Genomic DNA, 26,068 nt, shown 5'->3' on the forward strand with positions numbered 1-26,068 from the left:
CCGGATAGATTCAAGCAAGCCAACTTGTCGTCAAAATCGGTGTTGCAAAAACGGGAGTGACCATAGATTCCGTTTTCCAAGCGGACCCCTTATGCCGCATTTTGTAGACAGTTGCCGCCGCGGCTAGCAGAGCGGGCACGCTGAGGATCATTAAAATACTGTCTGCCTGCCACTGCATGGAAAGAAGCTGGGCGCTGGTCATGGTTCCCGCCACGCCGCCAAAGCGGCCGATGCCCTGCATCCAGGCGATGCCCGTCGCGCGGCACTCGGTAGGGTAAAAGGTGGCGGCCAGGGTCTGCATGCCCGACTGCGCACCGTTCATCGCGATCCCCATCAGGAAGATCAGCCCGCCAAACAGGGCGATATGGTTATGCTCAATGCCCAGTAACAGAATAAGGCCCATCGTCAGGATAAACCCGCCCGCGACCACCCTGTGCGCTTCCCAGCGGTCCATCATCCAGCCTGCGAGCAGAATGCCTGCGGTACCGCCGAAGGTGAACAGCGAAGTCAGCCATGCGGATTCCGCCAGCGCATAGCCCATCCCCTGCATCAGCGTCGGCATCCAGCTCAGCAGGACGTAGTAAATCACCAGCCCCATAAAATAGGTCACCCACAGCATCAGGGTGCCGGGTAGCCAGGGCATGGAAAACAGCTGCGACACGCTCCCTTTTTTAGAGGCGACCTTCTCCTCCGCCAGGAAAAAGCCCGTGACGCCCTCCAGCGTGCTGCGCGAGAACCGGCTGGCGATACGGCGGACCTGCATGATGTCTTTCCCGCGCTGCACCAGAAACTTCACCGACTCCGGTAAAACCAGCGCCAGCAGCAGCGTTAAAATCAGCGGCGCAATTGCCCCGGTCAGCAGCACGCTTCGCCAGCCGTGGTGGGGAATCAGCCAGGACGAGATCGCGCCGCCGCCCGCCGCACCCAGCGGGAAGCCGCAGTACATGGTATTGATCGCCATCGCGCGACAGCGCTGGGGGGCAAACTCGGAGATCAGCGTAATGGCGTTCGGCATGGCGGCACCGAGCCCCAGGCCGGTCAGGAAGCGCCACAGCGTCAGGGTATTCAGACTTTGCGCCCAGGCCGTCCCCAGGCTCGCAAGGCCGAAGAACAGGCACGAAAAGACCAGCACGCGCTTGCGCCCCATCCGGTCCGATACCGGACCGGCAATCAGCGCGCCCAGCGACAGCCCCAGCAGCGCGGCGCTCAGCACCGGCCCCAGATCCTGTTTGTGTATCCCCCATTCTGCCGACAGCGTAGGCGCGATGTAGCCCATCGCCGCCGTATCAAAGCCATCGATCGCCAGAACCAGAAAGCCCAGCACAATGAGCAGCCAGTGAAACCCTGAAAAGCGGCTGTCGTCGATCACCTGCTGAATATCCACCTTACCTGAATAGGTCATACGCTCCCCTCTGATGTGTGTTGTTTTTGTGTTCTTGTCTTTGCTTGTCTATACAATTGCGGGCGACAGGTAGATGTCAAATTTTCTTATCCAATATGTTATCTGGATGTTATTTTTGGCATAAAAAAGCGCCCGAGGGGGAGATCGGACGCGTGAGAAGAGGTGTTAACGAGGGATAATTCAGGCCGCGTTTCCCTGAGCAAGCGGAGCCAGCGCGGCCGGTAATTTGCTTAACTCCTGAACCAGAGAATCCCTGCTGATTTCGCTAATCGTTTTTGCACCGGTCAGCGTCATCGCTACCTTCATCTCTTTTTCGATCAGGTTAAGCAGATTCGCCACGCCCGCCTGGCCCGCGGTCGCCAGGGCGTACAGATACGCGCGCCCCAGCAGCACGCTGTCGGCACCCAGTGCAATCATGCGCACCACGTCCAGCCCGTTGCGGATCCCGCTGTCGGCCAGGATGGCAATATCGCCTTTCACCGCATCGGCAATGGCCGGCAGGGCGCGGGCGGAGGAGAGCACCCCGTCGAGCTGGCGGCCGCCGTGGTTAGAAACCACAATCCCGTCTGCGCCAAAGCGGACCGCATCGCGGGCATCTTCCGGGTCGAGGATCCCCTTGATCACCATCGGGCCGTCCCAGAATTCGCGGATCCACTCCAGGTCTTTCCAGGAGATGGACGGATCGAAGTTGTTCGCCAGCCAGCCGATGTAATCCTCCAGCCCGGTGGGTTTACCCAGATACGCCGAGATATTCCCCAGATCGTGTGGACGACCGTTCAGGCCGACGTCCCACGCCCACTGTGGATGCGTTACCGCCTGCCAGTAGCGGCGGAGCGCCGCATTTGGGCCGCTCATGCCGGAGTGCGCATCGCGGTAGCGCGCGCCGGGGGTCGGCATATCAACGGTAAAGACCAGCGTGGAGCAGCCCGCCGCTTTGGCGCGCTCCAGCGCGTTACGCATAAAGCCGCGATCGCGCAGGACGTACAGCTGGAACCACATTGGCCGCTTGATGGTCGGGGCGACCTCTTCAATCGGACAAACCGAGACGGTAGAGAGGGTAAACGGGATGCCTTTAGCATCCGCCGCGGCGGCGGCCTGCACTTCACCACGGCGGGCGTACATGCCGCATAAGCCGACAGGCGCGAGCGCGACCGGCATGGAGAGCGTTTCGTTGAACAGTTTCGTCTCAAGGCTGAGGTCAGACATATTCTTCAGCACGCGCTGGCGCAGCGCCACCTCCGACAGGTCTTCCACGTTGCGGCGCAGGGTGTATTCGGCATACGCCCCTCCGTCAATGTAGTGGAACAGGAACGGGGGCAAAATGCGCTGCGCCGCGGCGCGATAGTCACTGGCTGCTGAAATAATCATGCTTTGTTCTCCCTGGAAATATCACTGTCGCCAGGCAGACGGGTAATACGCGCCTGTCGGGCCTGGTCTTCATCGAATCGTTTAATCGTGGTGTGCACGAAACCGAGATGCGCCATCATCGCTTTGCGTGCGGCCTCGGCATCACCGGCCAGAATGGCGTTGAGCACCGCCTCGTGTTGTTCGGTCAGCTGGGCAAACACCGGCGGAACCAGATACATCCGCTGGCGGCTCTGCTTCACGGAGGATTGCAGCAGGTCGAAGAACCCGCGCATGGTCTGGAGCAGCACCACGTTGTGCGACGCCTCGGCAATCGCCAGGTGAAAGCGCACGTCCGCCTGGGAGGCGATATCCGGGTCGCGGCTTTGCGTGGCCTCAAAGCAGGCGATGAGTTTCTCTTTGTCGGCGTCGGTTGCCCGCATGGCCGCGTGCCAGGCGGAACTGGTTTCGATGGCGTGACGCGCTTCAAGGATGTCGAAGCTGTAGTCCGGGTCGTTCTCCATCAGCGTTTTCAGCGGCTGAACGATGTTTTGCTCGGACCAGTCGTCATGCTGCCAGCGTACAAAGGTGCCGCCGCCGCGACGGCTTACCAGCACCCCTTCGCTGACCAGCGTTGCCAGCGCCTCGCGCAGTGAATTGCGCGACACGCCAAGCTGGGCGGCGAGCTGGCGTTCGGCGGGCAACTTCATGCCCGCTTCCAGCTGTTGTTCTTCAATCAGCGCCCGCACGCGAGAGGCAATCTCGTCGGACAGGCGTCTGGGCATCACTATCATGGGATCATCCAGGTTAAGACATAGGCCTGCAGGGTGGTGATCACCCCGACCATGCAGGTGAATATCAGGCTGTGTTTCACGGTAAAGCGGAACAGATCCGACTCTTTACCGACCAGTCCCACCGCCGCACAGGCAATGGCGATGGACTGCGGGGAGATCATTTTCCCGGTCACGCCGCCCGTCGTGTTTGCGGCCACCAGCAGGACGTCCGACACGCCAATCTGCTGGGCCGCCGTGGCCTGCAGTGCGGCAAACAGGGCGTTAGACGAGGTATCGGAACCGGTCAGGAACACCCCCAGCCAGCCGAGGAACGGCGAGAAGAAGGTGAAGGCGTGGCTGGTATGGGCCAGCGCCAGTGCCAGCGTCGACGACAGGCCGGAGTAGTTCGAGATAAACGCGAACGCCAGCACCATGCCGATGGAGTAAATCGGCAGCATCAGCTCTTTAACGGTCGCCGCAAAGGTCTGTACCGCCGCCGCAGGCTTCATGCGCAGCCACACCACGGAAAGAATAGCGGCAAACAGGATGGCGGTCCCGGTGGCGGAGAACCAGTCGAATTTATAGACCGCGGCATACGGCGTGGCGGCGTGCACCACCGGCGGCATACGGGCGACCATCTTGTCGAGGAACGGCACCGAAACGTTAATGACCATGTCGTACAGCGCGCCGCCCGGGGCGAACAGGGCTTTAAACGGCGGGATGCTCCACAGCGTAACCGTGGCGGTCAGGAACAGGAACGGCGACCAGGCGCGGATCACCTGGCCTGCGGTGTAGCCGGTGCGGGCCAGCGTTTGATCGACCTGCGAAGCGCCCATGTCGGCGAAGCGGAAAATACGGATCGGCTGCCAGCGTTTCAGGAACAGCGTCAGGCAGACCAGCGACACCAGCGAAGAGATGATGTCCGGCAGCTCCGGGCCAAGGAAGTTCGAGCTGAGGTACTGGGCAATCGCGAACGAACCGCCCGCCACCATCACCGCAGGCCAGGTCTCCTTCACGCCGCGCCAGCCGTCCATAATCGCCATGATCCAGAAGAGGACGATAATGGTCAGGAACGGCAGCTGGCGGCCAACCATCTGGCCAATCTCAAAGCTGTCCAGACCGGTCACCTGGCCCGCGACCAGAATCGGAATACCCATCGCGCCAAACGCCACCGGCGCGGTGTTCACAATCAGGCACAGGCCCGCGGCATACAGCGGGTTAAAGCCCAGCCCCACCAGCAGCGCGGCGGTGATCGCCACCGGTGCGCCAAAGCCTGCCGCGCCTTCCAGAAACGCCCCAAAGGAGAAGCCGACAATCAGCATCTGCAGGCGCTGGTCCGGCGTGATGGAGAGAATCGACGAGCGGATGATGTCGAACTGCCCGGTTTTCACCGAGATTTTATAGACGAAGACCGCCGCGATGATGATCCACGCAATCGGCCACAGGCCGTAGAAGAAACCGTAAACGACGGAGGCCAACGCGCGATCGACCGGCATCTTGTAGAAGAACAGCGCCACCAGCAGGGCGATGGCGACGGTGTACGTCGCGGCAAGGTAGCCCTTCAGCTTGAGCTTAATCAGCGCAAAGAAGAAGAACAGGATCGGCAGCGATGCGATCAGGCTCGATAGCCAGATATTTCCGGCCGGGTCGTAGTTTTGTTGCCAGAGGCTCATGCAGGTCTCCTGGGGACCGGACAGCCTGCGCTGCGGGTGAGTCTCCGCTCATCTCTGCGTCACAGTCTGTGTAAAAGTGGTCCTGCCAATGTTGTGTTGTAGGGTTAATGACAATGAATGGTTAACCAGATGTTATGAGCTGGCAATGGTTTTGTGAGCGGAAATAATGGAATTGTGAACCGGGGGAGGATTGATTGCGCTATTGGTTGGACCAATTCACGCGAAGGGGAAAAGAGTAGGCCGGGTAAGCGCAGCGCCACCCGGCATGAAATCAGAACGCCGTCTTACAAAAACCCGTCATCTCTTTCAGGCCCATTTCGCGGCCAAGCTCGGTCATCGGGTGAACCACCACCAGACCACGGACGCTTTTCTTCAGCTTGCCCATGTCGGCCTGCTCTTTTTTGGTGATCGCACGGCGGTGCGGCATGTTCATCAGCTTCTGCGCTTCTTTGCTCAGCTTCTGGCCTTTGACCTCGCGCAGGCGCTCAATCTCCGCTTCCAGCTTTGCGGTCTCTTTTTCAAGCTCGGCATATTTCTCGGCGGAATCGACCAGCGACAGGCCCGCCATCTGGTGGCGGATCAGATCCAGGCGGTCGCTCAGGCGTTTAATTTCGTTCTTTTCGACTTCTTTCATGACAAATAACTCTGAAAACGGGGAATTTACAGGGAAGGATACACCAATGTGAGCAGGCTTACTTCTGAAACGCTTTTTTTAAGCTGATTCGGGAAATCAGCTCAGTCAGGGAAAGGACCATCGTAGAACGGACAACCTGTTGATAACGCAGCTTTTGCATCGCGTAGAGTTCCGGGTCGCTGTTATCAAACTGCGGTGCCGGAGGGAGCGCGGTGACGCAGTGCAGCTCGCCGAACGGCCCCAGGATCTCATCGTCGGTAAAGGTGTATTCGTTACCGTCATGGTTGAGCTCTTCGCGCAGCGCCATTAACAGCTCCGCATCTTCATACTCTTGTCGGTTCAGCACGCCAAGACCATAAATCAGCTTCAGACGCACGGATAAATCGCCCAGCGGTCCGTCTCCGTCCAGTAACGGTTCTACAGCATATTTTACCGCGTAGTCGTCTTTGCGAAACACCTGAAGCACCAGGATATTCACCGCCTCGGTTAACAGCTCGACGGCGGCAATCAGGAAACTTCGTACGGTTTTGCCAGCATTCAGACGCTCAAGCACACGATTTTCAAAGGCCTGGGTTTGTTCCATTATTGCCTGCATATCTGACAATCTGTAATCAGGGCGCAGGATTACCTGCGCCGCATTCTGCATCATTTGGTTGCGTTGTATGCGTTAACCGCCTCCACAACCACGTCGCTGTTGGCGTCCAGACCGGAAATCTGCGCCAGCGCAGCCTGCGCGCCTTTGTTATCAATCAGCTGAGCCAGTTCCTGCGCCTGTGGATCCTGCTCGCTGCGGTAGTGCATCGCGGCGGCAATCCCTTTCACCAGGTTGGCGTGCGGCAGACCGTATTCCAGCGTGCCCAGCAGCGGCTTAATCAGGCGGTCGCCCGCGCTCAGCTTACGCAGCGGCTGACGGCCCACGCGCTCAACGTCATCTTTCAGATACGGGTTTTCAAAGCGACCGAGGATTTTCTGGATGTATGCTGCGTGTTTCTCAGCATCAAAACCGTAGCGTTTGATCAGCACCGCGCCGCTCTCTTCCATTGCCCCTTTTACCACCGCGCGGATCTTCTCATCGAGGATCGCATCACGAATGGTCTGATGACCGGCCAATTTTCCGAGGTACGCGGTTATAGCATGCCCGGTGTTCAGCGTGAAGAGTTTGCGTTCGACAAATGCCATCAGGTTATCGGTTAATTCCATTCCCGGAATAGTAGGCAAGTCGCCTTTAAACTGGGTTTTATCAACGATCCACTCGCTGAAGGTTTCCACGGTCACTTCCAGCGGGTCGTTGGTCGCGGATTCGGAAGGCGGAACGATACGGTCCACGGCGGAATCCACAAACCCGACGTGCGCTTCCACCCAGGCTTTGTCTTCATCTGCCACAGCGTTGAGAACGTGGCCTTTCAGCTGCGTGGTGCCGCGCACCATGTTTTCACAGGCGATGATGTTCAGCGGGGTGTCGATACCCTGAGCTTTACGTTTTGCCAGGCCTTTCGCGACCGCAGGGGCGATGCGCTCAAGCACAACCGGGCCCACGGCGGTGGTGACCAGATCGACGCTGGCGATAAGATCAATAACGTCGTCGCCGATGCTGCTGACCGCGTTGACGCCAGATACTGTCTCAACCTGCTCGTTTTCGCCCACCACATGGACCTGATAGCTATGACGGGCATTCAGGGCATCCAGGACGACCTGATTCACATCGGCGAATGTCAGGGTAATGCCCGCGTCTGCCAGCAGTTTACCGATAAAACCACGACCGATATTACCTGCGCCAAAATGTAATGCTTTCATAGTGTTAACCTTCATCAATGTTTTTACCCGAGAGGGCTGGGGTGAGGAACGTTTTCCCCTCACCCTAGCCCTCTCCCCGGGGGGAGAGGGAGGAGTACCGTTATTTGTTAAGCAGAGCCAGAACTTCTTCAACGCTGGTGGTGTTGGCCAGACGCTCAATGACGGACTCATCATCCAGCGCGTTGGTCAGGCTGGTAATCACCTGAATGTGCTCGTTGTTGCGAGCGGCGATACCAATCACCAGACGGGCGATGTCGTCTTCTTCTTCACCGAAGCGAACGCCCTGCGGGTACTGACAGAATACGACGCCGGTTTTCAGGACGCGATCTTTCGCTTCAACCGTACCGTGCGGCACCGCGATGGATTCGCCCAGATAGGTCGGGGTCAGTTTTTCGCGTTCCAGCATCGCGTCGACATATTCAGGCTGAACGTAGCCGCCTTTCACCAGCTGCTCACCGGCAAAGCGAATCGCGTCTTCTTTAGTGGCCGCGGTACGACCGAGGAAGATGTTTTCCGCACCCAGCTTAAACAGGTGGGCGTTGCTCTCGTCAAAGCTGTCCTGCAGGCTGGAGCGCACTTTCACTTCGTTGTCTTCGTGACGCTGCGCGGCAACCAGACGTTCGGTCAGGCTGGTATACAGGCCGCTGTCGAGGAAGTTGGTCAGCGAAATGTGCTGTGCCTGTGGTACCTGACGCATGGCGCGTTCGGTCAGATCGCGGTGCGTGATAACCAGGTCAACATCCGGCGGCAGGCTGTTAATGGCGCTGTTGGTCACGGAGATGTTGGTCAGGCCCGCATCCTGCACTTTCTTACGCAGCACGCCTGCACCCATTGCGCTGGAACCCATACCGGCGTCGCAGGCAACGATGATTTTACGCACGTGGCTCAGGTCGTTAGAGACATCACCGGCTGCCAGTGGCGTCGCGCCTTTGGATTCGGCTTTCATGTCGTGCATACGACGGGTTGCGGCTTCGATGTCATCATCTTCTTTCACCTTGCTGGTTTTCAGCAGGATAGAAGAGACCACGAAGGAGACGGCCATTGCCGCAAAGATAGCCGCGAGGTTCGCGAAGTAAGCGCCTTTTGGCGTCATCGCCAGTACCGCCAGGATAGAACCCGGAGAGGCCGGAGAAACCAGACCGCCGCCCAGCACGCTCAGCGTGAACACGCCGGTCATACCGCCGAGGATAACGGCCAGGATCAGACGTGGGTTCATCAGCACGTAAGGGAAGTAAATTTCGTGGATACCGCCCAGGAAGTGGATGATCGCCGCACCGCCAGCAGACTGTTTTGCGCTGCCACGGCCAAAGAAAATGTACGCCAGCAGAACGCCCATACCTGGACCCGGGTTGGCTTCAATCAGGAAGAAGATGGACTTGCCGAGATCGTGAGACTGCTGGATACCCAGCGGCGAGAAGATGCCGTGGTTGATGGCGTTGTTAAGGAACAGGATTTTCGCCGGTTCAACAAAGATAGACGCCAGCGGCAGCATCTCGTGCGCCACCATGAAGTTAACGCCTGCCGCCAGAATTTTAGACAGCACTTCAACCGCAGGGCCAATGCCGAGGAACGCCAGAATGGCGAGGATCATCCCGATGATGCCCGCAGAGAAGTTGTTCACCAGCATTTCGAAGCCGGATTTGATCTTACCATCAACCCAGACGTCGAACTTCTTAATCGCCCAGCCGCCCAGAGGACCGGCAATCATCGCACCGAGGAACATCGGCATATCCGCACCGACGATAACACCCATGGTTGTGATGGCACCCACGACGCCACCACGGTCACCGCCCACCAGACGACCCCCGGTGAAACCGATGAGCAGCGGCAGGAGATAGGTAATCATTGGGCCAACAAGTTTCGCCAGCGTTTCGTTAGGCAACCACCCTGTCGGAATGAACAATGCAGTGATGATACCCCACGCGATAAACGCGCCGATATTTGGCATCACCATGTTGCTGAGGAAACGACCAAAGCTTTGAACTTTGATCTTGAAATCGGATGACATAAAACACCCCTTCTTCTGTTTACGCTTAGGCTTATGGCCCGAGGTTTATTGTTAATGAGGCGGCAGAGGTAGCCGGGCCCTGTTCTGATGCTGTGAAATCTGGCACTGAATCGTTCAACTGTCCAGACAGGGAAAATTTATGTGATGCGTGTCACGTAAAGGCAGGGGGTAGGGATGTCAATGAAGTGATCTCAATCACAAAATAAGTGGGCAAAAAAAATACGATGGCGATAAAAAAAGCAAAATCCACCCCTTTGTGTGATTACCGTCACGTTTTGTTATGGCGTGTTTGTTTCTGGATTGTGACTGATTTCACAAAATATTTTTATGCAGATTTCTCCGGCTGTGATCGGCGGCAAACTCTGCTTCGCGTTTCAGCGCCAGGATGATATGGCACGACACGATAAGCTAAAAAACCACTTTTGATGTGTGGTATGGCGAAAAGTTAAAACGTGGATTACGCTCATATTGTAAGGTTAAGTCTATTATTATTCAGGATATATTTTGACACGCTTATAAACTTGCATGGAGATATTATAAAAACTCATACTCCCCGGCTCGGAAATAGTAAGCACATCCCCGTGTTTATAAAAAAATTAATTAGGTTGCGTACCGTTTTATTAATTTAATGAGTTGACGTTGTTTAAGTGAGGAGAATATGTTTCTCAACTATTTTGCGCTGGGCGTATTGATTTTTGTATTTCTGGTTCTCTTTTACGGAATCATCGCCATCCATGATATTCCTTATAATATGGCCAAAAAGCGTAACCATCCGCATGCCGATGCCATTCATACGGCAGGCTGGATTAGCCTGTTTACACTCCATGCCATCTGGCCATTCCTGTGGATTTGGGCCACGCTGTACCGCGAAGATCGCGGCTGGGGCATGCAAAACCACATCACAAAGCCTGATGAAGTTCCGGGCATGGATGCGCTGGCCAAACGCGTGGCGGAACTCGAACAAAAGCTGGCTGCAGTACAGCCCACTGCTGATAAGAACACGCTGGAGCGCTAATCATGGATCTGTTGATTATTTTGACCTACGTGGCATTTGCCTGGGCCATTTTTAAAATATTCCGAATTCCGGTCAACCAGTGGACGCTTGCCACCGCAACATTAGGCGGCGTATTTATTGTTGCCGGTCTTATTCTGTTAATGAACTATAACCATCCGTATACCTTTACGGCGCAAAAAGCGGTTATTTCTATTCCAATCACGCCGCAGGTGACCGGTGTGGTCAGTGAAGTCACGGATAAAAATAACCAGCTTATTAAAAAAGGCGAAGTGTTATTTAAACTGGATCCTGGCCGCTACCAGGCGCGCGTCGACAGACTCCAGGCCGACCTGGTAACCGCGACGCACAATATCGATAACCTGAAAGCGCAGCTGTCGGAAGCGGTTGCCAATACCACACGCGTCTCCGCTGAGCGCGATCGCCTCTATAAAGATTATCAGCGCTACCTGAAAGGCAGCCAGGCGAAGGTGAATCCTTTCTCTGAAAGCGATATTGATAACGCGCGGCAAAACTATCTGGCACAGGATGCCATGGTGAAAGGCTCCGTGGCTGAGCAGGTGCAGATTCAAAGCCAGTTAGACAGCATGGTGAACGGCGAGCAGTCACAGATTGCTTCGTTACGTGCCCAGCTTGCCGAAGCCAAATATAACCTGGACCAGACCGTAGTGCGTGCGCCGAGCGATGGTTACATCACCCAGGTGCTGATCCGTCCGGGGACCTATGCCGCCGCGCTGCCTCTGCGTCCGGTAATGGTCTTCATTCCTGAACAGAAGCGTCAGATTGTGGCCCAGTTCCGCCAGAACTCGCTGCTGCGTCTGAAACCGGGCGATGAAGCGGAAGTGGTGTTTAACGCCCTGCCGGGCCAGGTATTCTCCGGGAAGCTCACCGCAATTCTGCCGGTGGTGCCGGGGGGAACCTATCAGGCGCAGGGTGCGCTCCAGTCGCTGACGGTCACGCCGGGCACGGATGGCGTGCAGGCCATCATCGAGCTGAGCCCTGACGCTGAAGTCGATGCCCTGCCGGACGGTATCTATGCCCAGGTGGCGGTCTATTCGGACCACTTCGCCCACGTCTCGGTCATGCGTAAAGTACTGCTGCGTATGACCAGCTGGATGCACTACCTCTACCTCGATCACTAATCCTTCCAGGGCAGGAATGCGACATGCAGACCTGCCCTTTTTTCATCGCTTGATCCATACTGACTTTTTTCCGGCATTAAGGATCAGGCAATGAAACTCATCGGCAGCTACACCAGTCCCTTCGTGCGAAAAATCTCGATTCTCCTGCTGGAGAAGGGGATTGAATTTGAATTTGTGAATGAACAGCCTTACAACGCGGAAAACGGCGTTGCGCAGTACAACCCGCTGGGAAAAGTCCCGGCGCTGGTTACGGACGAGGGCGAGTACTGGTTCGATTCCCCAATAATTGCCGAGTACATTGAGCTGCTGGGCGTTGCCCCGGCTATGCTGCCTGCTGACCCAAAAGCGGCGCTGGCGGTGAAGCAGGTCGAAGCCCTGGCCGACGGTATTATGGATGCGGCATTAACCTCCGTACGGGAACAGGCAAGGCCCGCTGCCCAGCAGTCGGAAACGGAACTGTTACGCCAGCGGGAAAAAATCAGCCGCAGCCTGGACAGGTGTGAACAGCTTATCCGGGAGGGAAAGATCGACACCGACAGCCTGAACCTGGGAACCATCGCCATCGTCTGCGCGATTGGTTATCTCAACTTCCGCCACGTCTCCCCGGGCTGGTGCGTCGACCGTCCGCTGCTGGTGAAGCTTGCAGACACGCTGTTTAGCCGCGAGAGCTTTGCCCGTACCGAACCACCAAAGGCTTGACGCGGGTTATAACACTTCGCCGTCGGAGGCGGTACAATCCCCCCACATGTTAACTCCCTCTCCCGTCGGGAGGGGGGAAGATATTTACTCGCCAGGCGCCTTCATGACTACTCATCATTCGCTGTACAGCCAGATCCCCGCTACCGACCGTCTTCTTCGCGAACCCCGCATTCATGCCGTTGCTGAGCGTTTCGGCCATACCGCGACGGTGGAAATGTTACGCCTGCTTCAGGACGAAGCCCGCTGCGCGATTCAGGCAGAAAACGCCTTGCCCGCCTGGTGTAGCGCGTGGGAGCAGGAAGTTGAACAGCGGCTGGATGAGAAGGCGCAAAGCGCATTACGCCCGGTGATAAACCTGACCGGAACCGTGCTTCATACCAACCTGGGGCGCGCGCAGCAGGCGGAAGAGGCCGTTGCCGCGGTCGTGCAGGCCATGCAAGCGCCCGTAACGCTGGAGTACGATCTGGACGGCGCCGGACGCGGGCACCGCGACCGCGCGCTGGCGGAGCTGCTGTGCCAGCTGACCGGCGCGGAAGATGCCTGCATTGTGAATAATAACGCCGCAGCGGTGCTGCTGATGCTGGCGGCCACCGCCAGCGGCAAAGAGGTGGTGGTGTCCCGCGGCGAGCTGGTGGAGATTGGCGGGGCATTTCGCATCCCGGACGTGATGCGCCAGGCGGGCTGTACGCTGCATGAGGTGGGCACCACCAATCGTACCCATGCGAAAGACTATCGCGCGGCGGTGAATGAAAATACCGCCCTGCTGATGAAGGTCCACACCAGCAATTACCATATTGAAGGCTTCACCAAAACGGTTGAAGAGGCGGAGCTGGCGGCGATTGGGCGCGAACTGAATATACCGGTGATTGCCGATCTCGGCAGCGGTTCGCTGGTGGATCTGAGCCTGTACGGGCTGCCAAAAGAGCCGATGCCGCAAGAGATGATTGCGGCGGGCGTTAGCCTGGTCAGCTTTTCCGGCGACAAACTGCTGGGCGGGCCGCAGGCCGGGATTATCGTCGGCAAGCGCGAGCTGATTGCGCAGCTGCAGCAGCATCCGCTCAAGCGCGCCCTGCGCGCCGATAAAATGACGCTTGCCGCGCTGGAGGCGACGCTGCGGCTCTATCTCCATCCGGAAAAACTGGCTGAGCGCCTGCCCACGCTGCGCCTGTTAAGCCGGGATGCCGCCTCGATTCGCGCCCAGGCCGAGTTACTGCTGCCGCGCGTCGCCCCGCACTACCCCGATTTTGACGTTCGCATTGAGCCCTGCCAGTCGCAGATTGGCAGCGGTTCGCTGCCGGTGGACAGGCTGCCGAGTGAGGCGCTGACGTTCACGCCGCGTGACGGGCGCGGTAGCCATCTTGACGCCCTGTCGTCACGCTGGCGTGGCCTGCCGACGCCGGTTATCGGGCGGATTTACGACGGCCGAATGTGGCTGGATCTGCGCTGCCTTGAAGATGAAGAGCGATTTCTGGAGATGTTGTTGAAATGATTATTGCCACCGCCGGTCACGTTGACCACGGAAAAACCACGTTACTGCAGGCGATTACCGGCGTAAATGCCGATCGCCTGCCGGAAGAGAAAAAGCGCGGCATGACCATCGATCTGGGCTATGCCTACTGGCCCCAGCCTGATGGCCGCGTGCTGGGCTTTATTGATGTGCCGGGGCATGAAAAGTTTCTGTCTAACATGCTGGCGGGCGTGGGCGGCATCGATCATGCCCTGCTGGTGGTGGCCTGCGATGACGGCGTGATGGCGCAAACCCGCGAGCACCTGGCGATCCTGCAGCTAACCGGCAACCCGCAGCTGACCGTGGCGCTGACCAAAGCCGATCGCGTGGATGACGCGCGCGTCAGCGAGGTGCGCGAAACGGTCCAGGCGACCCTGCGGGAGTATGGCTTTGCCGACGCATCGCTTTTTGTCACCGTGGCGACAGAAGGGCGTGGTATCGACGAACTTCGCCACCATTTACAGCACCTTTCATCACGCGCTCACGCCAGCCATCACCGCTTTCGTCTGGCGATCGACCGGGCCTTTACCGTAAAAGGTGCGGGGCTGGTCGTAACCGGCACCGCGCTGAGCGGTGAAGTCAGCGTGGGAGATACCCTCTGGCTGACGGGCGTGAATAAACCGATGCGCGTGCGCGGACTGCATGCACAAAACCAGCCCGCTGACCGTGCCCACGCCGGACAACGTATCGCGCTGAACATTGCCGGGGATGCGGAAAAAGAGCAGCTGAACCGCGGAGACTGGCTGCTGGCCGATGCTCCACCGGAACCGTCTGAACGCGTGATTGTCTCCCTGCAGACACACATACCGTTGACCCAATGGCAGCCGCTGCATATTCACCACGCGGCCAGCCATATCACCGGGCGCGTGTCGCTGCTGGAAAACGACCTTGCCGAGCTGGTATTCGATTCGCCGCTCTGGCTGGCAGACAACGATCGTCTGGTACTGCGTGACATTTCTGCAAGGGAAACGCTGGCGGGGGCGCGCGTGGTGGCGCTTAACCCACCTCGACGCGGCAAGCGTAAGCCGGAATATCTGCAGTGGCTGGCCGCGCTGGCGCAGGCCAAAGAGGATAACGCCGCGCTGCGGGTGCACCTCGATCGCGGGGCGGTGAGTCTGCGTGATTTTGCATGGGCACGCCAGCTGAGCGGGGAAGGCTTACGCCAGCTGACCCAGGAGCCGGGCTTTATACAGGCCGGAGACAGCCTGCTCAATGCCCCGGTTGCTGCGCAATGGCAGCGTAAGATACTGAACACGCTTGCGACTTACCACGAACAGCATCAGGACGAGCCAGGCCCGGGCCGTGAGCGTCTGCGACGCATGGCGCTGCCGATGGAAGACGATGCGCTGGTGCTGCTGCTGATCGAAAACATGCGCGAAAGCGGGGTGATTAAAAGCCACCACGGCTGGCTGCACCTGCCGGATCACAAGGCCGGGTTCACCGCAGATCAGGAGGCGATATGGCAAAAAGTAGCCCCGCTGTTTGGCGATGAGCCGTGGTGGGTTCGGGATCTGGCTCGCGAAACCAACACCGACGAGCAGGTGATGCGCCAGGTATTGCGCCATGCGGCGCAGCAGGGGCTAATCGTCGCGATCGTGAAAGATCGTTACTACCGTAACGATCGCATTGTGGCGTTTGCCAACCTGATCCGCGAGCTGGATCAGGCGCGCGGCTCGACCTGCGCAGCGGATTTCCGCGATCGGTTGAACGTGGGCCGTAAGCTGGCGATCCAGATCCTGGAGTATTTCAACCGCATCGGCTTTACCCGCCGTCGCGGTAACGATCATCTGTTGCGCGATTCGTTATTATTTCCTGAAACTCCGTGACCTCCGTCGTAAACACCGTTACCGGCTGGCGAGAAAATCGCCAGCCGGAACTACCCTTGTTGTACACCAACAGCAAGGAGACGGACATGACAAACAATCCTCCCTCATCGCGTATCCAGCCCGGCGAGTATGGTTTTCCCCTCAAGCTGAAGCCCCGTTATGACAACTTTATTGGCGGCGACTGGGTCGCTCCCGTCGACGGCGAATACTATTCCAACCTGACCCCGGTTACCGGCCAGCCGCTGTGCGAGATTGCCAGCTCCGGTAAGCGTGATATCGACCTGGCGCTGGATGCGGCGCACAAAGCGAAAGAGAAATGGGCTCACACCTCCGTGCAGGACCGGGCGGCGATCCTGTTCAAAATCGCCGACCGGATGGAGCAGAATCTGGAGCTGCTGGCGACGGCGGAAACCTGGGATAACGGCAAGCCGATCCGGGAAACGATGGCGGCTGACGTGCCGCTGGCTATCGACCACTTCCGCTATTTTGCCTCCTGTATTCGCGCGCAGGAGGGCGGGATCAGCGAAGTTGACAGCGACACCGTGGCGTATCACTTCCACGAACCGCTGGGGGTAGTAGGCCAAATTATTCCGTGGAACTTCCCGCTGCTGATGGCGAGCTGGAAAATGGCGCCCGCGCTGGCGGCCGGAAACTGTATTGTGCTCAAACCGGCGCGTCTGACCCCGCTCTCGGTCCTGCTGCTGATGGAAATCGTTGGCGATCTGCTGCCGCCGGGCGTGATTAACGTGGTCAACGGTGCGGGCGGTGAGATAGGGGAATATCTGGCCACCTCAAAACGGATTGCCAAAGTGGCGTTTACCGGGTCGACGGAGGTGGGCCAGCAGATCATGCAGTACGCCACGCAAAACATCATTCCGGTGACCCTCGAGCTGGGCGGGAAATCCCCGAACATCTTCTTCGAGGACGTGATGGAGGAAGAGGATGCCTTCTTCGATAAAGCCCTGGAAGGGTTTGCGCTGTTTGCGTTTAACCAGGGCGAAGTCTGCACCTGCCCAAGCCGCGCGCTGGTGCAGGAATCCATCTACGAGCGCTTTATGGAGCGGGCCATTCGCCGCGTCGAGTCTATCCGCAGCGGTAACCCGCTCGATAATGTCACCCAGATGGGGGCGCAGGTCTCGCATGGACAGCTGGAAACGATCCTCAACTACATCGACATCGGCAAGAAGGAGGGGGCGGATATTCTCACCGGCGGACGCCGTAAGGTGCTCGGAGGGGATCTGCAGGACGGGTATTACCTTGAGCCGACGATCCTGTTCGGGCAGAACACCATGCGCGTTTTCCAGGAGGAAATCTTCGGACCGGTGCTGGCCGTGACCACCTTTAAAACGATGGAGGAGGCGCTGGCGATTGCCAACGACACGCCGTATGGCCTGGGGGCAGGCGTCTGGAGCCGCAACGGTAATCTGGCCTATAAAATGGGCCGCGGCATTCAGGCCGGGCGCGTCTGGACCAACTGCTATCACGCCTATCCGGCACACGCGGCATTTGGCGGTTATAAGCAGTCGGGCATCGGGCGTGAAACCCACAAGATGATGCTGGAGCATTACCAACAGACCAAATGTCTGCTGGTCAGCTATTCCGATAAGCCACTGGGGCTGTTCTAGTCGCCCAGCTCAGGCCGTCCGTGGGCGGCCTGAGCGATTTGCTGGCGCAGGCAGTTCAGTACGCCATCCAGAACGTATTGCACGCGCCAGGGCTGGTATTCGCGTTTGCGGAAGATGGCGGTCAGGTCGAGCCACCACTCTTCCTGATGCGGGAAGCAGGGGACGAGCATGCCTTTCGTTAATTCTTTTTTCAGGCTCTCTTTTGGCGCAAAAACAATCCCAAGATTATTTCTTGCCAGCTCCAGGGCCGTCTGCGTATTGTCGCAAATATAATTACCGGTCACCCGGTAGTCATGCACGTCATCGCTGCCGTGCACGCGGAAACGCCAGATGTTGGCTTCATCGACCAGCATGGAGTCAATGAGAATACAGGAGTGATTAATTAAATCTTCAGGTCCGGTTAAGGGATGTTTATTTAAATATTCTACGGTTGCGAAGGCCGTAACGGAATATTGTGTCAACACGCTGGCAACCAGGCTTTCGTCTTTCGGCTGAGCATAGGTAATTAAAATGTCGCAGTCATCCGGAAAGGTAACGCCTTCTGAAAATTCATTCCGGTCCAGATTGTAGGTTTTCAGGGAGATGCGGATGTCGCCGATGTCTTCTATCTGATGGATCACGTGTCGCGCGAGGTAGGTCACGATACCTGTTGGGGCATAGATCGTCACTTTTCCGCGCTTTTCATGCTTATAATCAGCAATGAAATTAACAAGCTGGCTGTTCTTATCCAGCGTGGCATTCACGTAGGGGAGTAACGCTTCACCAAACTGGGTCAGGGCCAGCTGCCGCGTGGTGCGCTCAAAAACCTTGAGCCCAACCCGCGTTTCAAAATCAGACAGATATTTACTGACGTTGGCCTGCGCCATACCCAGCAGGGCGGCGGCATCACCAATGCTGTGGGTGGCTGCAATGACGGAGATAATTTTTAATTCGCGTGGTTTTAGCTGTAATGTACTCATTATGCACACCCATCTATATGATTTTATATATAATATTATATAAACCGCAGCGTTGCATTGGCAATTTTGTAACCATTATTATGCGCCTCGCTTGTTTGGCATATATATGGATTACATGGAATGACTATTAAATACAATTTACTGATCGCTGCCACGTTATTTGCATCAACGTCTGCCATGGCCGGTGAATTTTCACTTGGTGCGGGGGCTGTATTTAATGAGTCTCCTTACAAAGGCTATAACGAAAATACGACCGCAGTACCGTTGATTAGCTACGAAGGCGATCGTTTCTACGTTCGCCAGACCACGGGCGGATGGATCCTGTGGAAAGATGCAAAAAATGAATTGAGCCTGACCGCAACGTGGATGCCGCTGCATTTCGACCCTGACGATAACGACGATCATCAGATGAAGCAGCTTGATGAGCGTAAAGCATCCGCCTTCCTCGGTGGGGCGTACTACCGCCACGAAAGCTGGGGGTCGCTGAAAGTGGCGGTCTCTGGTGATGCCACGGATGAAAGCGGCGGCGTGATCGGCGAAGTATCGTACTTCCGTCCGATCAAAATGGAGCGCCTGACCCTGACGCCTTCCGTAGGTGTGTTCTACACCGACGAAAGCTATAACGACTACTACTACGGCGTATCCGGCAGCGAGTCTCGCCGCTCCGGACTGGATCAATACACCGCCGGCGACAGCTGGACGCCATACGTTGGTCTGGCGGCTAAATATCAGTTAACCCAGAAGCTGTATCTCAACGCCAGCGCGGTCTACACCGTGTTGCCTGACGACGTGAAGAACAGCCCGATGATCGACCGCGACGACAGCTTCGTGCTGATGACCGGCCTGACCTGGCGTTTCTGATGCGGTAAAGCCGGGTGGCGGCGTTGCCTTACCCGGCCTACGATCGTGCCTGCACTGCTGTTCCTTAAAGCCCATCTCAATGCCCGATCACTGCCCGTAGTAGGCATTCGCCCCGTGCTTACGCAGATAATGCTTGTCGAGCAGCTCCTGCTGCATAACCGGTAGCTGCGGTGCGAGCTGGCGTGAGAACAGGCCCATGTACGCGCACTCTTCCAGCACAACGGCATTGTGGACCGCATCGGCAGCATCTTTACCCCAGGCGAACGGGCCGTGGGAGTGGACCAGCACCGCCGGGATCTGCATCGGGCTGAGATCGCGCTCCTCGAAAGTTTTGATGATCACTTCACCCGTCTGGTATTCGTATTCCTCTGCAATCTCTGCCGTGGTCATCAGGCGCGTGCAGGGAATGGTTCCGTAGAAATAGTCCGCGTGCGTGGTACCCCAGGCCGGTAAATCCAGCCCCGCCTGGGACCAGATAGTGGCGTGGCGCGAATGGGTATGCACGATGCCGCCAATCTCCGGGTAACGACGATACAGCGCAAGATGGGTAGGCGTGTCTGAAGAGGGTTTTTTATTACCCTCGACGACCTGGCCCGTGGCGATATCCACCACCACCATATCCTCCGCCGTCATCACGTCGTATTCCACACCGGACGGTTTAATGATCATCATGCCGCTTTCGCGGTCAACCGCGCTGACGTTGCCCCAGGTAAAGGTCACCAGCTGGTGGGCGGGCAACGCCAGGTTTGCTGCCAGTACCTCGGCTTTAAGTTCGTCTAGCATGTCATGCCTCCTTCCTGCATACGGGCTTCAATCCAGCGGCGCGCCTGGATAATCTCCAGCACCGGCTCTTTTGCTTTTTCGGTCCACATTTCAATCAGAAATGCGCCGCGATAGTTCAGTTGATGCAGCGTGTTAAACACGCCAACGAAATCGACGCAGCCCTCGCCAAACGGCACGTCGCGAAACTGTCCTGGGCTTTGTGCGGTGACGGGTTGGGTATCTTTCAGGTGAATAGCCGCAATGCGGTCAATGCCCAGCGTCAGCTCGGCGGTGACGTCGTTACCCCACGCGCTCAGGTTGCCAACGTCCGGATAAACGCTGAACCACGGTGAGGCGAGCATGTCGTCCCACTTTTTCCATTTGCTGATGGAGTTCATAAACGCGGTGTCCATGATTTCCACCGCCAGCATCACCTGTGCGGCGGCGGCCTGATCCACGGCCCACGCCAGCCCATCGGCAAAGCGCTGTTGCGTCCCCTCGTCATGCGCTTCGTAATAGACGTCATACCCGGCAAGCTGGATGGTGCGAATGCCTAAATCACGCGCCAGCCTGATGGCTTTGCTCATGATCTCACGGGCGCGTTCGCGCACGGTTTCATCGCGGCTGCCAAACGGGAAGCGACGGTGTGCAGACAAGCACATAGAGGGGATCGCCACGCCGGTTTCCAGCATCGCTTCCACCAGAGAGGCGCGCTGCGTGGTGCTCCAGTCGAGGCGTGATAATCGCTCGTCGGTTTCATCGACAGACATCTCGACAAAATCGAACCCGCAGCTTTTCGCCAGTACCAGCCGCTCGGGCCAGGAGAGATCTTTTGGCAGCGCTTTTTCGTAAATACCCAACGGATGCTGACGCATGGTTACGCTCCCCAGATGTCGCGAATGTGCGAATGGAATGCCTGTGCCACCTGCGGCGGATTGGCGGCGCCTGCCAGCGCGCGCCCGGCAATGAAGGCTTTGACGTTGATTTGCTTAAACAGCGGCAGGTCGGCGGGGGTGATACCGCCGGTAATAGAAAGCTGCAAACCGATATCGGAGAGCGCTTTCATTTTTGCGAGATCCTCCTCACCCCACTGCTGGCCGCTCGCCTGTGCGTCACGTCCGCGGTGATAAATGGCCTGCTTCACGCCGATGTGATGCCATGCGCGAGCATCGTCCAGCGTCCAGTGACCAAAGAGCTCCATCTGGATTTCTCCCCCGCGGCGCAGGGCCACCTCGTGGCCGCGTTCAACGGTGGCCAGCGGGGCGGCGCAGATGATGGTCATCCAGTTTGCACCCGCGCCAAATGCCTGCTCTGCCAGGGTTTCTCCGGCATCGGCCACTTTCCAGTCCGCAACGATGATTTTATCCGGGCACTGCTCGCGCAGGGCGCACACGGCGTTTAGCCCTTCGGTCAGGCACAAAATGGTGCCCGCTTCGACGATATCAACGTGATCGGCAAGCAACGCGACATCACGCTGCGCGGCCTGAAGAGAGGTATGGTCGAGCGCCAGCTGCAGTAATGGTCGGCTCATAGGTTGTTCTCCTTAACTCGGGCGTGATAGCCCTGTAGTGCTGAAATCAGTAGCTGATAGCGCTGATACTTGCGCTGATAGGCCTCATGGGCGCGCATGTCAGGCTCAATGACACGAATGTCGTGTCGGAGGGCGCATTGCGCCGCATGGAAATCGGGATACACGCCGGTGCCGACCAGGGCGGCCAGCGCCGCGCCGGAACAGCCGGTCTCTTCCAATTGCGGCAGTTCAATCGCCAGTCCGCTGACGTCCGCGAGCATTTGCATCCATACGTCCGAATGGGTTGGGCCACCCGTCACGCGCAGGGCATGCACGTGGGTAAAGCGCTCGAGCATGCGGTTGAGGTGGGTCATGTGGCAGAACACCACGCCCTCATAAACCGCCTGTAGCAGGTGCGCGCGTGTGTGTAGCGCCTGCATTCCGTAGAAACCGCTGGTCATCTCCAGCCCGGCGTTGCTGCCATAGAGGAACGGCAGGAAATACACATCGCTTTCGGCTTTCGGCAGGCTGGCGACGGCGTGGTTGATCTCGCTGAACGACATGTCGCCCCACTGCGCGGTGAGCCACTCAAGGTTGCCGGACGAGGTCGGGCTGGCTTCGTGAACGATGTACTGCTGCGGATGCACGTAGCGGCCATAAACGTAGGGGAAGGGTTCGTTGCTGCGAAGCGCACTGGCGATCCCGCTGGTGACGGCCCAGGTGCCCATCACGGCGTTCAGCGTATGCTCGTCCTGCAGTCCGGCGCAGAGCGCGGTGGAAACCACATCAAACAGTCCCCCCACGACGGGCGTGCCCGCCGCGAGACCGGTCAGGGCGGCTGCCTGAGCGGTGATTTCCCCGCAGATTTCTGCTGAACCGACAATCGGCGGTAGGGCGCCGTCAATCTCGCTGATCCCGAGCCAGCGCGTAAGCTGCGGGTCGTACTGGCCGGTATTCATGTTGTAGAGATTGGACTCGGAGATGTTGCTCTCTTCACCGCCCTTCACGCCGGTCAGGCACCAGCGCAGATAGTCGTGCGCCATCATCACGCAGCCAATTTGCTGATACCGCTGCGGCTCGTTCTCTTTGACCCAGCGCAGAAGCGAGGCCGGATGCCCGGTCCACAGCGTCTGGCGCGTATGCGGGTAGAGTTTTTCGGGAATGCCGTCCTGCTGCCAGCGCTGCACAATCTCCAGTGCCCGGCGATCGGAGGAGAGGATGGCGTTGCCCAACGGTTGGTCTTGTTTATCGAGCAGAAACAGCCCCTTACCCTGCGCAGAAATGCCGACCCCATTGATCTGGTTGCCGTTTACGCCTGCATTCTTGAGCAACGCGGCGATGGTGGCGTGGCAGTGCTGCCAGAGCTGATGCATATCCCGCTCGGCGTAGCCCGCTCGCGGGCTGAGCGTGGCAACGGAGCGGCGTTCGATACAAACTTCTTTGCCCTGGCGGGTGTATAAACCGGCTTTTAGATAAGTACCGCCACAATCGATACCCAGCCAGAAGGGCTCTTTTTCACTCATCTTCATCTCGCTTAATTGCCGGGTGGCGCTTCGCTTACCCGGCCTACTGTTCGGTTTTCTCCCTCTCCCCGTGGGAGAGGGCTGTGGTGAGGGCATCAGGCCGCACGCTTATGGGGATTTACCGTGGGATTGGGCTCTGCCCCGGCATCGCATTTCGCCGGCAACAGCAGGGCCAGCAGCGACGCCAGCGCGAGTGAAACGGCCAGGCAGTAGACGCCTGCATCTTTGCTGTACAGGGTGATCAGCACGCCAACGGCATACGGGCCGCAGAAGCCACCGAGGTTACCCAGGGCGTTGATCACGCCGCGCGCGCCACCTGCCATTTCGGCGCTAAACAGTCTTGCCGGTATCGTCCAGAACACCCCCGCGGCGGATTGCAGGAAGAAACCACAGCCCACCAGTGCGGCATAGGCCAGCCAGATGTTTGCTTTCAGGGCAACGGAGAGGAACATGCAGAGCGCGAAGCCAATCAACGGCAGGGAGACAAACAGCTTGCGCTTGCCGGTGCGGTCAGAAAGCGAGGAGAACAGGAACATGCCCGCAATGGCGCCGATGTAGGGCAGGATGGCGAGCATCCCCACCTGACCAATGCTGGTGTGCGTCAGCTCCTTCAGAATGGTCGGCAACCAGAGGGTGTAACCGTAAATCCCGGTCTGATAGAAGAAATTCAGGGCGATCAGCTGCCACATGGTTTTGTCAGACAGCACCGCGCTGAGCGAGGCATTTTTCACCTCTTTTCCGGCGATGGCCTGCTGTTCAGCCGCCAGCGTTTGTACCAGATAGTTTTTCTCGGCCGCTGAGATCCAGCGGGCTTCCTGCGGACGGTCGTACACGGTGAACGCCCACAGCACCAGCACAACGACGGACATCAGACCTTCAATGATGAACAGCCAGCGCCAGTCAAGTGCGGTAATAATCCATCCCGACAGCGGGGCGGTAATTATCCCGGCGATGGGTACGAACATGATCACAATTGCGTTGGCGCGACCGCGTTCGGCATCCGGGAACCAGTTGCTGATCATGGTGAGCACAACGGGTAGCATCCCGCCTTCCGCCACGCCGAGTAAGAAGCGCAGCACCAGCAGCTGGTACTGATTCGTCACGAGACCCGTGAGCACCGAGATCACCGCCCAGGCGACCAGTGACCAGCCGATAAATTTCTTGCCGCTACCGTGCACCGCAATCTTGCCGCCGGGTACCTGCAGGAACAGATAGCCGATAAAAAATATGCCGCCCGCGAGGCCTGCCATGGTGGCGGTAATACCTAATTCTTCGTCCATACCTCCCGGCATTGCAAACGCGATATTCACGCGGTCCATATATGAAATAATACAGGCGATAAGAATAGGAGGAATGATTCTTAGCCAGCGCTGGCGCGGAATGTCCGCATGTAGAGCATGAGTAGAAATATTCATAGTTAATCTCTCAGTAGGTAACCGGAATAAACTTTTCTTATTGTTATTGCGTTGCTTTATTCATTGCGCTGATACCGTCGCGCAAAATGGCGATGCGATGGCTGACATCAGCATTAGCATTTATTTCCAGTAATTTAATACCGGAGAATTTCAACGTTGTGGCGCTCGCCGCAGTAAAGAGTGCTTTTGCACGTTCAGTTGACATCAAACTGTCAGTGCAGAACGAAGAAAATGGCGCATGCAGATCCTGCCATTCACCGTACTCCCCGCCGGGGGTGGTGCCTGAAAACATCAGCGCACCCAGTTTCCCGGCATTAAGCGCGGCCTGAACGTGGTCAAGCGGAAGGGTGGTGTTACGGCCTTCGATGGCCGACCGCGCCCAGTTGATGCAGACGCTGATATCCGTGTCTTTCACCACCTCCAGCACCTGCTCTAAGGGCAGGAAGCCTTTACGGGGTGCGACGCCGGTCATGGCATCGCAGTGTTCCAGCACCAGGTCGCAGCCCCAGTCCCAGCTTGTTATTTCACGGACGGAGCGGGAAAACGCGTCGGTGGCTTGTTCGACCGAGGCATTGCCCGCCTGCGGGGCCGCCTGCATCTCAAGAGCAATCACTTTCCCCGGGAAGCGGGTATTCACGGCGTTAATTTTTTTGTGCAAATGTCGGTAAAAGTCCACGCACGCTTTACGCTGCGCGTCGTCAGCCGAGGCCAGGCCAAACGCGCCGTTGATGCCGCGGCGCCGCATGGTTTCCATAACTGCCGTGACCACGATTTGCCAGTCCTCTGGGGTATGGCGGAACAGCCATTCGTCACCAAGGGGGTGAAGATTTTCAAGGCAAGGCTGTTCCAGCCCGCGAATATTCGGCGTGTCGGAAAGTTCCCGCCAGAAGGTTTGTTCTTCTTGTTCCCCTTTCTGGTGAAACGAGGGTGCGCAGGGGTACGCACCAATAATAAAACCGGTGTTGGTCATTTCGCGTTCCTGTATTTATACCCGTCATACTTCAAGTTGCATGTGCGTTGGCTGCGCTCGTTCACCCCAGTCACTTACTTATGTAAGCTCTTGGGAATTCACTCTCTTGCCGCCTTCCTGCAACTCGAATTATTTAGGGTATATCAGAAAATTAATCTAATTCGCTAATTGCCACTTTCACCACAATCTTACGAATTGTGGTTTCCTTGTTTTTAATACAGGCAGGACGGTGCACATCCTGCGGAAAAAATATGGCATAGCTGCCGGGTATCATTTCGATAAACGACTCATTGTCACTGTTGTGATAAAAAATAATATCGCGCTGTTCCAGCAATGATTCGCTTATTTCGTTATTACCAGTATCAATAGCGATACCGATTTTCTCTTCACCCCAGGCCAGGAATTGGATATCCAGATAGCGGCGATGCACTTCCGGGCGATTCTCGTGCAGATCCTTTGTTGTCAGGTCGAGAACCTGGGCAAAAATGTTGCGACCTTCAATTTCTACTACGCCTGGCTCCAGGGTGGTGAAATCCGTCGTGCGCAGAAAATGAAGGGCTTTTTCAATCGCCCGCGGCAGGCGACACGGATTTGGCTGGGAAATATGTCCGAATATCATGGCCCACTCC

General features: G+C 57.5%; 23 protein-coding genes. 7 read left to right on the plus strand and 16 right to left on the minus strand.

Features of this window, described 5'->3' with window-relative positions; all coding sequences use genetic code 11:
• Positions 1 to 10 precede the first annotated feature (10 nt).
• The 8 genes from C6A40_RS21095 to C6A40_RS21130 all read right to left on the minus strand — a co-directional run bounded on the left by C6A40_RS21095 (position 11) and on the right by C6A40_RS21130 (position 9,628).
• Positions 11 to 1,402, minus strand: coding sequence for an MFS transporter (locus C6A40_RS21095; RefSeq protein WP_239991061.1), 1,392 nt, complete (start codon positions 1,400 to 1,402; stop codon positions 11 to 13).
• A 180-nt stretch (positions 1,403 to 1,582) separates the two neighbouring features.
• Positions 1,583 to 2,770: a quinone-dependent L-lactate dehydrogenase gene (lldD, locus tag C6A40_RS21100; protein WP_008502721.1), complete on the minus strand. Its 1,188-nt coding sequence runs from the start codon at positions 2,768 to 2,770 to the stop codon at positions 1,583 to 1,585.
• The gene (gene lldR / locus C6A40_RS21105; protein ID WP_045337122.1) at positions 2,767 to 3,540 is read right to left on the minus strand and encodes a transcriptional regulator LldR; all 774 of its coding nucleotides are present in this window, start codon (positions 3,538 to 3,540) and stop codon (positions 2,767 to 2,769) included. The genes lldD and lldR overlap by 4 nt, the downstream gene beginning before the upstream one ends.
• A complete protein-coding gene (gene lldP / locus C6A40_RS21110) occupies positions 3,537 to 5,192 on the minus strand; it encodes an L-lactate permease (protein WP_045337120.1) in 1,656 nt (551 codons plus the stop codon). Before lldP ends, lldR begins: the two co-directional genes overlap by 4 nt.
• 271 nt (positions 5,193 to 5,463) lie before the next feature.
• A complete protein-coding gene (locus C6A40_RS21115; protein WP_008502724.1) occupies positions 5,464 to 5,826 on the minus strand; it encodes a YibL family ribosome-associated protein in 363 nt (120 codons plus the stop codon).
• 58 nt (positions 5,827 to 5,884) lie between these two features.
• Complete coding sequence (gene mtlR / locus C6A40_RS21120; RefSeq protein WP_008502725.1) at positions 5,885 to 6,475, minus strand: mannitol operon repressor MtlR; 591 nt, start codon at positions 6,473 to 6,475, stop codon at positions 5,885 to 5,887.
• A complete protein-coding gene (gene mtlD / locus C6A40_RS21125) occupies positions 6,472 to 7,620 on the minus strand; it encodes a mannitol-1-phosphate 5-dehydrogenase (RefSeq protein WP_023294816.1) in 1,149 nt (382 codons plus the stop codon). Before mtlD ends, mtlR begins: the two co-directional genes overlap by 4 nt.
• Positions 7,621 to 7,720: 100 nt before the next feature.
• Positions 7,721 to 9,628, minus strand: a complete 1,908-nt coding sequence (locus C6A40_RS21130) for a PTS mannitol transporter subunit IICBA (protein ID WP_045337118.1) — start codon at positions 9,626 to 9,628, stop codon at positions 7,721 to 7,723.
• A gap of 658 nt (positions 9,629 to 10,286) precedes the next feature.
• On the opposite strand from C6A40_RS21130, the gene C6A40_RS21135 reads away from it, so the two are divergent.
• The 6 genes from C6A40_RS21135 (at position 10,287) to aldB (ending at position 17,439) form a co-directional block, all read left to right on the plus strand.
• Positions 10,287 to 10,643: a DUF3302 domain-containing protein gene (locus C6A40_RS21135; RefSeq protein WP_008502729.1), complete on the plus strand. Its 357-nt coding sequence runs from the start codon at positions 10,287 to 10,289 to the stop codon at positions 10,641 to 10,643.
• A gap of 2 nt (positions 10,644 to 10,645) precedes the next feature.
• Entirely contained in the window at positions 10,646 to 11,782 is a 1,137-nt protein-coding gene (locus tag C6A40_RS21140) for an HlyD family secretion protein (protein ID WP_021242439.1), read from the plus strand.
• A gap of 90 nt (positions 11,783 to 11,872) precedes the next feature.
• Positions 11,873 to 12,481, plus strand: a complete 609-nt coding sequence (locus C6A40_RS21145; protein ID WP_045337116.1) for a glutathione S-transferase — start codon at positions 11,873 to 11,875, stop codon at positions 12,479 to 12,481.
• Between the two features lie 103 nt (positions 12,482 to 12,584).
• Positions 12,585 to 13,970 (plus strand): L-seryl-tRNA(Sec) selenium transferase, encoded by a 1,386-nt coding sequence (selA, locus tag C6A40_RS21150; RefSeq protein ID WP_045337114.1) that lies wholly within the window; start codon positions 12,585 to 12,587, stop codon positions 13,968 to 13,970.
• Positions 13,967 to 15,814 carry a selenocysteine-specific translation elongation factor gene (gene selB / locus C6A40_RS21155; protein ID WP_032664679.1) on the plus strand — a complete coding sequence of 616 codons (1,848 nt, stop codon included), beginning with the start codon at positions 13,967 to 13,969 and terminating at the stop codon, positions 15,812 to 15,814. Before selA ends, selB begins: the two co-directional genes overlap by 4 nt.
• Before the next feature lie 86 nt (positions 15,815 to 15,900).
• Positions 15,901 to 17,439, plus strand: coding sequence for an aldehyde dehydrogenase AldB (aldB, locus tag C6A40_RS21160; RefSeq protein WP_023345218.1), 1,539 nt, complete (start codon positions 15,901 to 15,903; stop codon positions 17,437 to 17,439).
• Here the strand turns inward: aldB and C6A40_RS21165 are convergent.
• The gene (locus C6A40_RS21165) at positions 17,436 to 18,398 is read right to left on the minus strand and encodes a LysR family transcriptional regulator (protein ID WP_008502735.1); all 963 of its coding nucleotides are present in this window, start codon (positions 18,396 to 18,398) and stop codon (positions 17,436 to 17,438) included. The genes aldB and C6A40_RS21165 overlap by 4 nt on opposite strands.
• Before the next feature lie 120 nt (positions 18,399 to 18,518).
• On the opposite strand from C6A40_RS21165, the gene C6A40_RS21170 reads away from it, so the two are divergent.
• On the plus strand, positions 18,519 to 19,259 hold the full coding sequence (locus tag C6A40_RS21170) for a MipA/OmpV family protein (RefSeq protein WP_045337110.1): 741 nt from the start codon (positions 18,519 to 18,521) through the stop codon (positions 19,257 to 19,259).
• An 87-nt stretch (positions 19,260 to 19,346) separates the two neighbouring features.
• Here the strand turns inward: C6A40_RS21170 and araD are convergent, their stop codons facing one another.
• The 7 genes from araD to C6A40_RS21205 all read right to left on the minus strand — a co-directional run bounded on the left by araD (position 19,347) and on the right by C6A40_RS21205 (position 26,058).
• A complete protein-coding gene (araD, locus tag C6A40_RS21175; RefSeq protein WP_021242444.1) occupies positions 19,347 to 20,042 on the minus strand; it encodes an L-ribulose-5-phosphate 4-epimerase in 696 nt (231 codons plus the stop codon).
• Positions 20,036 to 20,896 (minus strand): L-ribulose-5-phosphate 3-epimerase, encoded by an 861-nt coding sequence (locus C6A40_RS21180; protein WP_021242445.1) that lies wholly within the window; start codon positions 20,894 to 20,896, stop codon positions 20,036 to 20,038. The genes araD and C6A40_RS21180 overlap by 7 nt, the downstream gene beginning before the upstream one ends.
• Before the next feature lie 2 nt (positions 20,897 to 20,898).
• Positions 20,899 to 21,552, minus strand: coding sequence for a 3-keto-L-gulonate-6-phosphate decarboxylase UlaD (gene ulaD, locus C6A40_RS21185; RefSeq protein WP_045337108.1), 654 nt, complete (start codon positions 21,550 to 21,552; stop codon positions 20,899 to 20,901).
• A complete protein-coding gene (locus tag C6A40_RS21190) occupies positions 21,549 to 23,054 on the minus strand; it encodes an FGGY-family carbohydrate kinase (protein ID WP_032676066.1) in 1,506 nt (501 codons plus the stop codon). The genes ulaD and C6A40_RS21190 overlap by 4 nt, the downstream gene beginning before the upstream one ends.
• A 95-nt stretch (positions 23,055 to 23,149) precedes the next feature.
• On the minus strand, positions 23,150 to 24,469 hold the full coding sequence (locus C6A40_RS21195) for an MFS transporter (protein WP_021242448.1): 1,320 nt from the start codon (positions 24,467 to 24,469) through the stop codon (positions 23,150 to 23,152).
• 43 nt (positions 24,470 to 24,512) lie between these two features.
• Positions 24,513 to 25,439, minus strand: a complete 927-nt coding sequence (locus C6A40_RS21200) for a DUF4862 family protein (RefSeq protein WP_045337106.1) — start codon at positions 25,437 to 25,439, stop codon at positions 24,513 to 24,515.
• A gap of 151 nt (positions 25,440 to 25,590) precedes the next feature.
• On the minus strand, positions 25,591 to 26,058 hold the full coding sequence (locus tag C6A40_RS21205; RefSeq protein ID WP_045337104.1) for a YhcH/YjgK/YiaL family protein: 468 nt from the start codon (positions 26,056 to 26,058) through the stop codon (positions 25,591 to 25,593).
• Between the last annotated feature and the right edge of the window lie 10 nt (positions 26,059 to 26,068).

Origin of the sequence: Enterobacter sp. GER_MD16_1505_Eko_090, from assembly GCF_003331015.1 — a bacterium.
Taxonomy (GTDB): Bacteria; Pseudomonadota; Gammaproteobacteria; order Enterobacterales; family Enterobacteriaceae; genus Enterobacter; species Enterobacter roggenkampii.